Below are 12733 nucleotides of genomic sequence, written 5' to 3' on the forward strand. Positions count from 1 at the left end.
ATCAGTGGCGGGGCGGCCGGGTGAGGTGTTTGGGGCGGCGGAGACCGGCGGCTCGCAGGCGGAAGGCCAGCTCGCGGGAGGGCAGCAGGACGGCACCCAGCCACAGGGCGCTGCGGAAGCGCATGTCCGGGATGTCGTAGTGGTCGCGGTCGAAGGCCCGGCGTGGAGCACCCAGCATCTCGGCGAAGACGTGCAGTTCGTCGTAGCTCAGGTCGCTGACCAGGTGCGACCAGAGCCGGCCCCGGGCCGGCCAGAGTGGCTCGTCGACGAGGATCAAAGGTCGATCTGCAGCAGGTCGGTCCCGCGGTCGGCGGCGTAACCCCGGACGTCGGCCGCCCCGAGCCGGGCCGCGTCGGCGGCGACGTCGTCGTCCATCGTCTGGCTCTGCCGTTCGGCGGTCACCCGGGCCACGTAGTGCTCGATCTCGCGCTCGCGCACCGCCTCGTCCCAGCTCAGGGCCTCCCCCATCACGGCCGCCGCGTGGGCCACCGACTCGCTGCCCCGGTGGGCCGTCTCGATCGAGATGCGCAGCCGCCGGGTCAGCACGTCGTCCAGGTGCAGGGCGCCTTCGGCGAGAGCGGCGTACGCCACCTCGGCCGCCAGGTATTCCGGCGCCCCGGCCAGCGGCGCGGCCAGCTGCGGATCCGCCTTGATCATCGCCAGCAGGTGAACCGTCAGCGTGCCGTACCGCTCGAGCAGGTGCTCGATCACGCCGGTGGTGACGCCGTGGCGCCGGGCCGTGTCCTGCCGGTCGCGCCACGCGGCGGCGTAGCCGTCGGCCCCGAGCAGCGGCAGATCCGCCGTCCGGGATGGGTGCTCCACCCCCAGCCGCCGCACCGCCCGGTCGATGACGTCGGCCGCCATCACCCGGTAGGTCGTGTATTTACCCCCGGCCACCAGCAGCAGCCCCAGCATCGGCTCGACCACCGCGTGCTCGCGGGACAGCTTGGACGTCGAGTCGGCCTCGCCCGAGAGCAGCGGCCGCAGCCCGGCATAGACGCCCTCGATGTCGTCGACGGTCAGCGGCCGGTCGAGCACCTCGTTGACCTGGTCGAGCAGGTAGCGGATGTCGCGCGCGGAGGCCGCCGGGTGGGACCGGTCGAGCTTCCAGTCGGTGTCGGTGGTGCCGATGATCCAGTGGCCGCCCCACGGGATGACGAAGAGCACCGAGGTGGGCGTGCGCAGGATGAGCCCGGCCTCGCCGGTGATCGCCGAGCGCGGCACGACCAGGTGCACGCCCTTGGACGCGCGGACCCGCAGGCCGGGGCGCACGCCCACATCGCGCAGCATCTGCGACATGTCGTCGCTCCAGACGCCGGTCGCGGCGACGACCGTCCGCGCCCGCACCTCGAACTCCGGCGAGTCGGGCGACTCCAGGTCACGGACCCGGACGCCGACCACCTCGCGCGCCTCGCGGACAAAACCGACCACGCGGGCGCTGGTGACCACGGCCGCGCCCAGGCTGGCGGCCGTGCGGGCCAGGTTGACCACCAGGCGGGCGTCGTCGACCTGGCCGTCGTAGTAGCGGATCGCACCGCTGACTGCCTCGGCCCGCAGGCTCGGGAAGAGGTGGCGGGCGCCGTCGCGGCTGAGGTGCCGGTGCAGCGGCATGCCCCGGCCGGGGCCGAAGACGCCGGCGAAGACGTCATAGGCCGCGACGCCGAGCCCGTAGTAGGCCCGGCGGCCCACCCGGGCGACCGGGTGGCCGGCCGGCAGCGGCACCAGGATCGGCACCGGCCGGACGAGATGGGGAGCCAGCCGGGTCGAGAGCAGCCCCCGCTCGGTGAGCGCCTCGTGCACCAGGTGCAGCTCGAGCTGCTCGAGATAGCGCAACCCGCCGTGGATCAGCTTGCTGGAGCGGCTCGAGGTGCCCGCGGCCAGGTCACGGGCCTCGACCAGGGCCACCTTGAGCCCCCGGGAGGCCGCGTCGAGAGCGGCGCCGGCGCCGGTGACCCCGCCGCCGATGACCAGGACGTCGAACTGCTCGTCACGCAGGCGTCGGAGGTCGGCCAGGCGCCGGATCGGGGAGAGCCGGCCGGCCGCGTAACGGGAGACGGTGGGTTCGCGCACCTGTCCCACGTTAGCGCTCGCACCGCTCCCGAAGTCGCTCGCTGCCGCAACCGTCCCGCACTCAGCCGTCCCTAGCGTCGATAGTTCTGGACCGCTGGAGTCCGGGTGCGACGCCGAGACAACGGGGATCTTCATGCACCGTGCCGTTCTGCGGTCCCAGGCCTATCGAGGATTGGTCCTGGTAGTGGTGACCGCGGTCGCGCTGACTGCGACGATCACCTTGCTCGGCAACCGGGCGGACGCGGCCATCACCACCGCCTTCAGCTCCCGCTTCGAGGCCAACGTCAACGGCTCGATCGTGCTCCGCGGCAACACCAACATGGTGTGCCCGGTCGCCGCGACCGGCTGCACCGACGGTCAGAACGGCCTGGCCACCGGAAACACCGGCACGTTGAACAACAACAACTACGTCATGGAGTACGCGAACGCGGACAACGACGCGTCGACCTTCAACGACAGCACGACGACCATCGGGCTCCCGGCCGGCAGCAAGGTCCTCTTCGCCGGCCTCTACTGGAGCGCCGACACCTCGGCCGGCGCGAACGGCGCCGTCGCCCGGAGCGCGGCCGGCAAGGGCACGGTCAAGTTCCGTACGCCCGGCGCGGCCTGGCAGGCGGTGACCAGCTCGACCGTCTTCACGAACGCCACCAACTCGGCCTATCAGGGCTTCGCCGACGTGACGGCGCTGGTGTCGGGCGCGGGCAACGGCGTCTACGGCGTGGCCGACATCCAGGCCGGCACCGGCAAGGACCGGTACGCCGGCTGGTCGCTCGCGATCGCCTATCAGAACTCGGCCGAGCCCATGCACAGCCTGCGCGTCTACGACGGCTTCGGCGTGGTCAGCAGCAGCGACACCAGCGTGGTCATCCCGGTCACCGGCTTCGAGACCCCGCAGAGCGGCACCGTGAAGACCACCGTCGGCACCGTCGTCTACGAGGGTGACCTCGGCCTGACCGGCGACAACCTCAAGGTCGACAACCAGAAGATGTCCGACGCGGTGAACCCCGAGGACAACTTCTTCAACAGCACGGTGAGCGAGGCCGGCAAGCTGATCACCAGCGGGAGCTCGCCGGGCAACAAGAACCTGATGGGCGTCGACATCGACCAGTTCGACGCGACCGGCAAGCTGGGCAACAGCGTGCGTGGCACCCAGCTGACGCTGACCACCGGCGGCGAGACGTTCTATCCGGGCGTGGTCACTTTCACCACCGACCTGTTCGCGCCGGACCTGGTGCCGACGGTGACCGGCGCCGACGTCGACGGCGGCGACCTGCTGCCGGGCGACGTGATCGAATACCGGGTCGCGGTCAGGAACAACGGCACCGACGTCGCCCTGAACACCGTCCTCAGCAACGCGATCCCGACGCACACCACCTACGTTCCCGGCACGCTCAAGATCGAAGGCGCCGCGCGGACCGACGACTCCGGTGACGACACCGCGCAGTTCGCGGGCGGCACCGCGACCTTCGGCGTCGGCTCCACACCCAACGGCATGGCGGGCGGCTCGCTGGCCCACAACGACACCACCCACGTCACGTTCCGGGTCCGGGTCGACGTGGACACCCCGGCCGGCTTCACGATCATCAACGTGGCCAACACCGCCTACACGGCCAAGTTCACCGGCATGGCCATCAACGGCACGCCGGCGAGCAACGGCCTGATCGTGCAACAGCCCCAGGCCGACCTGTCGGCCGCGGTCAGCGTCTCCCCCACCGCCGTCCAGCGTGTCACGTTGCCCACGGGCATCACCTACACCGTCGTGGTGACCAACAACGGCACCGACCTGGAGCCCGCCGCGCAGGCACAGCTGACGCTGCCGACCGGCATCACCACCGGGCCGCTGCCGTCGGGCTGCACGCTCGCGGGCGCGGTCGTCACCTGCTCGGCCGGCGCCCTGCTGGCCCGCAGCCAGGCCACGTTCACCATCCTGGCCTCGGCCGGCTCGAACGCGGCTGCCGGCCCGGTGGCCACGGTGAAGGTCTCGGGCACCGGTGCCGACTCGGTGCCGGCCGACAACACCGCCTCGGCGACGCTGCGGGTCAACGCGGCGCCGCAGGCCGGGGCCGACACGGCGAGCACCACCAACGGCGTCCCGGTCCCGATCGAGGTCCGGGCCAACGACAGCGACCCCGACGACGCCCGCGGCGACCTCGCCGTCACCCTGGGCACCCCGCCGGCCCACGGCCACGCGGTGGTCGAGCCGGACGGCACCATCACCTACACGCCCGACCTGGGCTGGACCGGCACCGACTCGTTCGGGTACTTCGTGGCCGACGGCCACGGCGCCGGCGACAGCGCGACGGTCACCGTGACCACGGCCAACGCCGCCCCGGTGGCGGTGAGCGACAGCCGCTCCACGCCGTCGGGCACCCGCCTCGACATCCTGGTGCTGGACAACGACTCCGACCCCAACAACAACCCGCTCCACGTCGACTCGATCAGCCAGCCGCAGGCCGGCGCGGGCACCGCGACGCTGACCGGCGACGTCGTCTCCTACACCCCGGCCGCCGGGTTCACCGGCACCGCCGCGTTCAGTTACGTCGTCCAGGACAGCCTCGGCGCCCGCACCACCGGCCAGATCACGGTCGTGGTGGGCAACGCCAAGCCGCACGCCGCCGACGACCTGGCCACCGTGGCCTACCGCGGGAGCGTGACGATCGACGTGCTCGGCAACGACACCGACGCCAACGGCGACACCCTTACGGTCGCGTCGGCCGGCTCGCCCGGCCACGGCACCGCGACCATCGCCGGCGGCCGGATCGTCTATCAGGCGCCGGCCGGGTTCTCCGGGGACGCCACCTTCACGTACGTCGTCACCGACGGCACCGACACGGACACCGCGACCGTCGTCGTCACCGTGGGCAACGCCGTCCCCACCGCGGCCGACCAGTCCGTGCACACGGCCGGTGACACCGCCGTCCGCATCGACGTGCTCCGCGGCTCGAACGACCCGAACGGCGACCCGCTGACGGTCGGCGGCTTCACCAGCCCGGCTCACGGCACCCTGGTCCACAACGCCGACGAGACGCTGACCTACACGCCGGACACCGGCTGGTCGGGTACCGACACGTTCGACTTCACGGTCGGTGACGGCCGTGGCGGCACCGCCACCAAGAAGGTCACCGTGGTGGTCACCAACGGCGTACCGGTCGCCCAGCCCGACTCGGTCACCGTCCCGGCCGGCACCGCCGCGACCATCGACGTGCTGGCCAACGACCGCGACCCGAACAACGACCCGCTGACTGTCACCATCGACGTCGCGCCGGCCCACGGCACGGCCACGGTCGGGGCGAACGGCAGGGTCACGTACACCCCGGCGGCCGGCTACCTCGGCACCGACTCGTTCCACTACACGGTCGACGACGGCCGGGGCGGCACGGCCGGCGCCACAGTGACGGCCGGGGTGGTCAACACCGCTCCGGAGGCCCGCGACGACGCGGTCACCACCGACACCGACACCGCCGTCGTGATCACGCCACTGGGCAACGACCACGACCTGAACGGTGACGCCCTGCAGGTCACCGCGATCACCGCGCCCGGCAGCGGCTCCGCCGTACTGGCCGCGGACGGGACCGTCACCTACACCCCGCGAGCCGGATTCACCGGCACCGACACGTTCACCTACTCGATCCGGGACGTGCCCGGGCTCACCGACTCGGCGCTGGTGACGGTCACCGTACGCAACGCCACGCCGATCGCCGTGGACGACCGGTTCACCGTACGGCCCGGTCTGACCACGACCCTGAACGTGCTGGCCAACGACCGCGACCCGAACACCGGCCAGTCGCTGAGCATCGCCTCGCTCGGCGCGCCGGCCAAGGGCACCGTGACCCGGAACGCGGACGGCACCGTGAGCTACCGCCCGAACGCCCTCACCGGCGGCACCGACACGTTCACCTATGTGGTCACCGACGACCTGGGGGCCACCGACACCGGCACGGTGACTGTGGTCATCGACGCGGCGCCCATCGCGACAACCGACACCGCGGCGACGGCGGCCGGCACGGTGCTCAACGTCGACGTCACGGGCAACGACACCGACCCCGAGGGCGGCGCGCTGACCCTGGTCTCGGTCGCCACCCCGCAGCACGGCACGACGTCGGTCGTCGACGGCCGGATCCGCTATCTCCCGGTCCCCGGCTTCAGCGGCACCGACAGTTTCACCTATGTGGTGCGGGACCGGGCCGGCAACACCGCCACCGGCACGGTGACCGTGACCGTGGCCAACGCCGTCCCGGTGGCCACCGACGACGCGGCCGCGGTGCTCGCGGGCAAATATGCCGACGTGGACGTGCTGGCCAACGACACCGACGCCAACAGCGGCCAGACGCTGACGGTGGCCTCGGTGGGCACTGCGGCCCACGGCACCGCGTCCGTCGTGGCCGGCCGAATCCGCTACACGGCCCGGCCCGACTTCGCCGGCACCGACACCTTCACCTACACGGTGAGTGACGGTCATGGCGGCACGGCCCAGGCCACGGTCACGGTGACGGTCAGCTCGGGTGCCGCGGTCGCCGTAGCCGACCAGCGGACCACGCCCTACCGGCAGCCGGTCACCGTGCCGGTGCTGGCCAACGACCTCGACCCCGACCGCACCCTCGCGCTGCTCAGCGTCACCACGCCCGACCACGGCACCGCGACGATCGTCGGGGACAAGGTGAAGTTCACGCCGCCGGCCGACTTCACGGGCGTGGCGAAGTTCAGCTACACGGCTGTCGACGGCGACGGCAACCACGTCACCACCACGGTCACGGTCGCCGTCGGGGCGCCGCCGGTGGTGCCGGACAAGTCGCTGAGTGCCCACCCGGACAAGGCCGTGAAGATCACGCTGCCCACCACCGACGAGCACGGTGTGCCGGTCACAGTGCGGTCGATCAGCCGGCCGAAGCACGGAACGGCCAGGCTCAACGCCGACGGCACGGTCACCTACGTGGCGGCGAAGGGCTTCAGCGGCACCGACAGCTTCACCTACGAGGTGGTCGACGCGGACGGCAACGTCGCCCAGGGCACAATCACGATCAAGGTGGTCGGAGTGAACACGGCTCCCACTGCCCAGAACGACGCCGTCGCGGTCGATGCCGGCGACTCGGTGGTGATCGCTCCACTCAAGAACGACATGGACGCCGACGCGGACGCCCTGACAATCGTGAAGATCGGTAAGCCGCGGCACGGCACGGCGGTGCTCAACAGCGACGGCACGGTCACCTACGCACCCAGCAAGTCCTACGCGGGCGGGGTCGACTCGTTCCTCTATTCGGTCAGCGACGGCCACGGCGGCACCGCCACCGCGATCGTCACCATCACCGTGAACGAGGTCGCGGCGGGCACCGGCGACGACAAGCTCGCCAAGACCGGCCTGAACGTGATCTCGGTGGTCGTGGCGGGCGGCATCGCCGTCCTGGTCGGCGGGTTCCTGCTGATGGCGGGCGGCGTCCCGATGCTGGGCAGCCCCGGTCGGCACCGCCCCGGACGCCACCGCGGCTGATCCGGGCCGACGAAAAGGGCGGGTCGCCGAGGCGACCCGCCCTTTCCTGTGAACTAGAGCATGGACTTAGAAGTCCATGTCACCGCCGCCCGGGGCACCGGCCGGAGCCGGGTTCTTCTCGGGCTTGTCGGCCACGACGGCCTCGGTGGTGAGGAACAGCGCGGCGATCGACGCGGCGTTCTGCAGCGCCGAACGGGTGACCTTGGCCGGGTCGATGATGCCCGCGGCCAGGAGGTCGACGTACTCACCGGTGGCGGCGTTGAGGCCCCAACCGGCTTCGAGGTTGCGCACCTTCTCCACCACGACGCCGCCCTCGAGGCCGGCGTTCACGGCGATCTGACGCAGCGGGGCGTCGAGCGCGACCTTGACGATGTTGGCTCCGGTGGCCTCGTCGCCCACCAGGTCCAGCTTGTCGAAGGCCGACTTGCCGGCCTGCACCAGCGCGACGCCACCACCGGGCACGATGCCCTCCTCGACGGCCGCCTTCGCGTTGCGAACGGCGTCCTCGATGCGGTGCTTGCGCTCCTTGAGCTCGACCTCGGTGGCCGCGCCGACCTTGATGACCGCGACGCCGCCGGCCAGCTTGGCCAGGCGCTCCTGCAGCTTCTCACGGTCGTAGTCGGAGTCCGACTTCTCGATCTCGGCGCGGATCTGGTTGACCCGGCCCTGGATCTGCTCGGCGTTGCCGGCACCGTCGACGACGGTGGTCTCGTCCTTGGTGATGACGATCTTCCGGGCCTGGCCCAGCAGGCTCAGGTCGGCGTTCTCCAGCTTGAGGCCGACCTCTTCACTGATGACCGCGCCACCGGTGAGGATGGCGATGTCCTCGAGCATGGCCTTGCGACGGTCACCGAAGCCGGGGGCCTTGACGGCGACCGACTTGAAGGTGCCGCGGACCTTGTTGACGACCAGGGTGGCCAGGGCCTCGCCCTCGACGTCCTCGGCGATGATGACCAGCGGCTTGCCGCCCTGCATGACCTTCTCCAGCACGGGGAGGAGGTCCTTGACCGCGGAGATCTTGCTGTTCGCGATCAGGATGTAGGGGTCGTCGAAGACGGCCTCCATGCGCTCGGCGTCGGTCATGAAGTACGCCGACACGAAGCCCTTGTCGAAGCGCATGCCCTCGGTGAGCTCGAGCTCGAGACCGAAGGTGTTGCTCTCCTCGACGGTGATGACGCCTTCCTTGCCGACCTTGTCCATGGCCTCGGCGATGATCTCGCCGACCGTGGAGTCACCGGCGGAGATGGAGGCGGTGGAGGCGATCTGCTCCTTGGTCTCCACGTCCTTCGAGAGCTGCTGAAGGCCCTCGGAGACGCTCGCCACGGCAGCCTCGATGCCCCGCTTGAGGGCCATCGGGTTGGCGCCGGCGGCGACGTTGCGCAGGCCCTCGCGGACGAGCGCCTGAGCCAGGACGGTCGCCGTCGTCGTGCCGTCACCGGCGACGTCGTCGGTCTTCTTGGCGACCTCCTTGACCAGCTCGGCGCCGATCTTCTCGAAGGTGCCCTCGAGCTCGATCTCCTTGGCGATCGACACACCATCGTTGGTGATGGTGGGAGCGCCCCACTTCTTCTCGAGCACGACGTTGCGGCCCTTGGGGCCGAGCGTCACCTTGACGGCGTCGGCGAGCTGGTTCATACCGCTCTCGAGGCCGCGACGAGCTTCCTCGTCAAATGCGATGATCTTGGCCATACGGCTGTGTCCTCCTGGACAATCGAGGTGCTGGGCCGTGTGGCCCCGCCCTCCGCACGTTGTAAACAAACACTGCGCGGAACTCTGCGGACGTCACCACCTGGCGATGTGACGTCCTCAGGTCGAGCCGGATAGCCCGCGACGACCGGCCCCGTGCCCCGGCGCCGATGGCGGCACCGCGACCGGAACCCCACCGTCCCGACCTGCTTGGCACTCAGGAGACCCGAGTGCCAATGACCTGTTTAGCACTCCCCGGGGTCGAGTGCAAGAAAACGGCCCGCGACGGGGACCCTCACTCCTCGGGGGCGGCCTGCTCGCCGAACAGGGATCGGCTGGTCACCGGTTTCTCGGCCCGCCGAGCCTGGGCGTACGTGACCAGGGCGGCGATCGCCCACAGCTGAACCGCCACCACGCCGGCCACGGTCGCGGCAGCCTCGCCGAGCCAGGCGTCGGCCGCCCGGGGCACCACGGTGACCCCGGCCGCCGCGGCGATCAGGCCGACCGGCCGGACGAGCGAGAGCAGGTGCACCGCCCGGCGCCGCCCATGACCGCGTTCGATCAGCACGACACAGCCCAGGACGCCGCCGAAGGTCAGCACCCCGGTCGAGACGACCCCCAGCACGAGGGCGAGCGGGACGGCCGCGGCCAGGCCGAACTGCTCCTCGGTGAGCAGCAGCGGCAGGCTGCCGGTGAGCACCGAGAAGGCGGCGAACCACAGCCACAGCGAGCGCAGCCGCAGGGCGACCAGCGACCAGACGCGGCCCGGCCGGGGCCGGAGCCGGTCGGCCGCCCGGGGCAGCGCGATGCCGGCCACCCCGGCCAGCGCGAGCACCTGGGGCAGCGCCGACACGGCCAGATAGGCCAGCCACATCACCGGGAGCAGCAGCAGACCCAGGCCGCTGGCCAGGTCGGAGAGGGCGGGCGCGGTCACCACGGCCTCGTCGATCCGGCCGACGAAGAAGTGCATCGGCAGCGCGGCCAGCGCCATCACCGGCAGCAGGGCGAGCCCGTTGCGGGCCAGCACCGCCCCGAACCGCTGCGTCCACGCCGTCTGGCCGGGCCCGGCGACGAGCGGATCGGTCCACGACGGGGCCGGCGGCACGAACCCCCGGGACAGCGTGAGGTCGGCCGTGCGTCCCTCGGGGTCGAAGGGATCGGCGGCGGCCACCACCGGTGCCTCGACCATGAAGATGCGCGCTTCGCCGTGGTCCACCGGCACACCTTGCCTGACCAGCGGCCCTGACCGCCACCCCGTCCGATTCGCGCCAATCCGCTTGCCGGGACGACCACGATCAGGGTAGTCAGGACGGCATGGGGAGCTGGACTGTGCACCGGGTGACGCCCGACGACGCGGCTCGCATGCGCGCGCTACGGCTGGAGATGCTGGCCGACAGCCCGCTGGCCTTCCTCGAGACGCTGGCCGACGCGGCCGCGCGGCCGCACGAGGCCTACCGGCAGCGGATCGTCCAGGCCTCGGCCGGTGACAGCATCGCCAATTTTGTGGCCGACCCGGGTCACGGCGGCCGGCTGATCGGGCACGCGGGCGGCACGGTGGCGCCCGAGTTCCCGGGCGAGACGGTGATCTTCGCGGTGTATGTCACGCCGGCTCACCGCGGCGGCAAGGTGCTGGCCGAGCTGATCGAGGCGGTCAACGAGTGGACCCGGGCCGCGGGGCGCAAGCGGGCCCTGCTCGAGGTGGTCGTGGGCAACGATCGAGCCGTCCGGGCGTACGAGAAGCTGGGGTTCACCGACACCGGCGAGCGCGTGCCGCACCCGGTGATCCCGACGCTCACCGAGCTGCGGATGCGCCGGAGCCTCTGATGGCCGCGCGACACGTCACCAGGGGCGTCCTGACCGCCCTGAACGGCACCACGGGGGCCGGGCTGCTGCTCGCCCTGGCCACCCGGGCCCGCATCCGCCGGGGCCGCCACGGCGTGCTGATCGCCGAGGGATACCGCCTGCCCGTCCCGCCGGCGTCCTGCTTCACGGTCGGCTCGGTGATCCTGACCCGGCGCAGCGCGCAGTGGCTGCTCGACGAGCAACGGGCCGAGCTGTTCGCCCACGAGCACCGCCACGCGGGGCAGTACGCCGTGCTCGGGCCGCTGTTCTGGCCGGCCTACTGGGTCGCCTGCGGCTACTCCTACGTGACCACGGGCTCGTGGGGCGTCCGCAACTTCTTCGAGAGGAACGCCGGGCTGAGGGCCGGTGGATACCCCACCGACCTCCCGCTGCGCCCGTGGCTGAACCGGCTGCCGCTCAGAGGTCCTTCTGCCACTCGATCCAGGCGTCGACGGGACGGAAGCCCATCGCCAGATTGATGCTGAGCATGAAGGCGTTCTCGGTGGCGTTGAAGGTGTCGATCGCCTCGAGCTGGGGCCGGTGCTCCCGGATGTGGTCGAGGTTGTCCAGCTTGACCAGCATGCCGAGCCGGTGGCCGCGGTGGCCGGGGGCGACCAGCGTCGTGTTCTGCCAGGCGTGGACCGGTCGGTCGAGGTCGGTGACCAACCAGGTGAAGGCGACCATCCGGCCGTCGATCAGCGCGCCGGACTGGTAGCTGCGGCGCCCGCGTTTCTGCCGGGCCAGCTCGCCCTGACGCATGCGGTCGGCGTCCACCTTCTCCGGCTCCCAGTTGAGGTCGCCGGTGGGCGCGTCGACGTTTAGCCGGGCCTCCAGACAGGCCAGGTCGTCGATGATGTCGTCCGGCGCCACACCGACCCAGCGCCGCAGCTGGTATCCCTCGGCCCGCTTCTCGGCGTCGGCCCGCAGCCCGGCCAGCCGCGCCTCGTCGAGCGCGGTGACGTCGAGCCGGCTGCGGGTCTCGGCCAGACCCAGCTTGGCCCCCATCGCCTCGGCGAAGGCAGCACCGTCCGGATGCCGGTCGACCGTGGCCGAGAGCAGATGCTTGCGCCCGCGGGCCCGGGCGCGCTCGACGGCCAGGTCGTGCAGCGCCCGGCCCACTCCCTGCCGCCGGCGGTCCGGCCGGACGAGCAGGTCGACGTCGACATTGCTCAGATTGTCGAGCTCGGGATAGGACAGATTCAGGTAGCCGACAGGTTCACCGTCGAGGTGACCCAGGAAGTGCTCCGTCGTCACGTCCGGTGGCGGATTGTCGAAGAACGCCAGAAAGTTCTTCTCCGACTGGAACGGAATGTCGGGACAGTCGTGGACCGCGGCGGCGCGGGCGATCCCATAGGCGATCTCGGGTGTGGTCAAAGAACCCGTAGAAATGCGCATGGCCGTCACCCTGCTCGGTGACGGCCATGAACGCGAGCGAATTTAATCGCCGGAAGTTGGTCGGGAGGACGGACACACAGCGCCTCCGGCACTGGGTCGTTGGGCACCCTCGGAGATTGTCGCCAAGCTCGAAGGTGAGGGGCCGCGTACGGCATCACGCCCTCCCGCAGAGAGCATCCTGCCGATCCTGAGATCCCGGCGCAAGTCCTCTCGCGATGGAATTCTCACTTCCTGGCGGAACGCCGATCACCCAGC

8 protein-coding genes are annotated in these 12733 nt (G+C 71.2%); 3 read left to right on the forward strand and 5 right to left on the reverse strand.

The features are described from left to right. Position 1 precedes the first annotated feature (1 nt). On the reverse strand, positions 2 to 277 hold the full coding sequence (locus NAG42_RS04620) for a DUF4031 domain-containing protein (protein ID WP_250028205.1): 276 nt from the start codon (positions 275 to 277) through the stop codon (positions 2 to 4). Further along, entirely contained in the window at positions 274 to 2070 is a 1797-nt protein-coding gene (locus tag NAG42_RS04625; protein ID WP_250028208.1) for a glycerol-3-phosphate dehydrogenase/oxidase, read from the reverse strand. Before NAG42_RS04625 ends, NAG42_RS04620 begins: the two co-directional genes overlap by 4 nt. Before the next feature lie 133 nt (positions 2071 to 2203). Between NAG42_RS04625 and NAG42_RS04630 the strand changes: the two genes are divergently transcribed. Beyond that, positions 2204 to 7555, forward strand: coding sequence for an Ig-like domain-containing protein (locus NAG42_RS04630; protein ID WP_250028212.1), 5352 nt, complete (start codon positions 2204 to 2206; stop codon positions 7553 to 7555). A 66-nt stretch (positions 7556 to 7621) separates the two neighbouring features. Here the strand turns inward: NAG42_RS04630 and groL are convergent, their stop codons facing one another. Then, positions 7622 to 9244 (reverse strand): chaperonin GroEL, encoded by a 1623-nt coding sequence (groL, locus tag NAG42_RS04635; protein ID WP_249999546.1) that lies wholly within the window; start codon positions 9242 to 9244, stop codon positions 7622 to 7624. 292 nt (positions 9245 to 9536) lie between these two features. Then, a complete protein-coding gene (locus NAG42_RS04640) occupies positions 9537 to 10457 on the reverse strand; it encodes a hypothetical protein (protein ID WP_250028216.1) in 921 nt (306 codons plus the stop codon). Between the two features lie 98 nt (positions 10458 to 10555). Between NAG42_RS04640 and NAG42_RS04645 the strand changes: the two genes are divergently transcribed. Beyond that, positions 10556 to 11065: a GNAT family N-acetyltransferase gene (locus tag NAG42_RS04645; protein WP_250028219.1), complete on the forward strand. Its 510-nt coding sequence runs from the start codon at positions 10556 to 10558 to the stop codon at positions 11063 to 11065. Beyond that, positions 11065 to 11562, forward strand: coding sequence for a hypothetical protein (locus NAG42_RS04650; RefSeq protein ID WP_250028221.1), 498 nt, complete (start codon positions 11065 to 11067; stop codon positions 11560 to 11562). Before NAG42_RS04645 ends, NAG42_RS04650 begins: the two co-directional genes overlap by 1 nt. Here the strand turns inward: NAG42_RS04650 and NAG42_RS04655 are convergent. Continuing rightward, positions 11501 to 12478 (reverse strand): GNAT family N-acetyltransferase, encoded by a 978-nt coding sequence (locus NAG42_RS04655; RefSeq protein ID WP_250028224.1) that lies wholly within the window; start codon positions 12476 to 12478, stop codon positions 11501 to 11503. The genes NAG42_RS04650 and NAG42_RS04655 overlap by 62 nt on opposite strands. Positions 12479 to 12733 lie beyond the last annotated feature (255 nt).

Origin of the sequence: Paractinoplanes maris (assembly GCF_023544465.1) — a bacterium.
GTDB classification, from domain to species: domain Bacteria; phylum Actinomycetota; class Actinomycetes; order Mycobacteriales; family Micromonosporaceae; genus Actinoplanes; species Actinoplanes maris.

Bases quoted from the DNA above. Each gene is read 5' to 3' on its own strand.
- NAG42_RS04630 (WP_250028212.1), top strand. From the start codon at position 2,204: ATGCACCGTGCCGTTCTGCGGTCCCAGGCCTATCGAGGATTGGTCCTG.
- groL (WP_249999546.1), bottom strand. From the start codon at position 9,244: ATGGCCAAGATCATCGCATTTGACGAGGAAGCTCGTCGCGGCCTCGAG.
- NAG42_RS04645 (WP_250028219.1), top strand. From the start codon at position 10,556: ATGGGGAGCTGGACTGTGCACCGGGTGACGCCCGACGACGCGGCTCGC.
- NAG42_RS04650 (WP_250028221.1), top strand. From the start codon at position 11,065: ATGGCCGCGCGACACGTCACCAGGGGCGTCCTGACCGCCCTGAACGGC.
- NAG42_RS04655 (WP_250028224.1), bottom strand. From the start codon at position 12,478: ATGCGCATTTCTACGGGTTCTTTGACCACACCCGAGATCGCCTATGGG.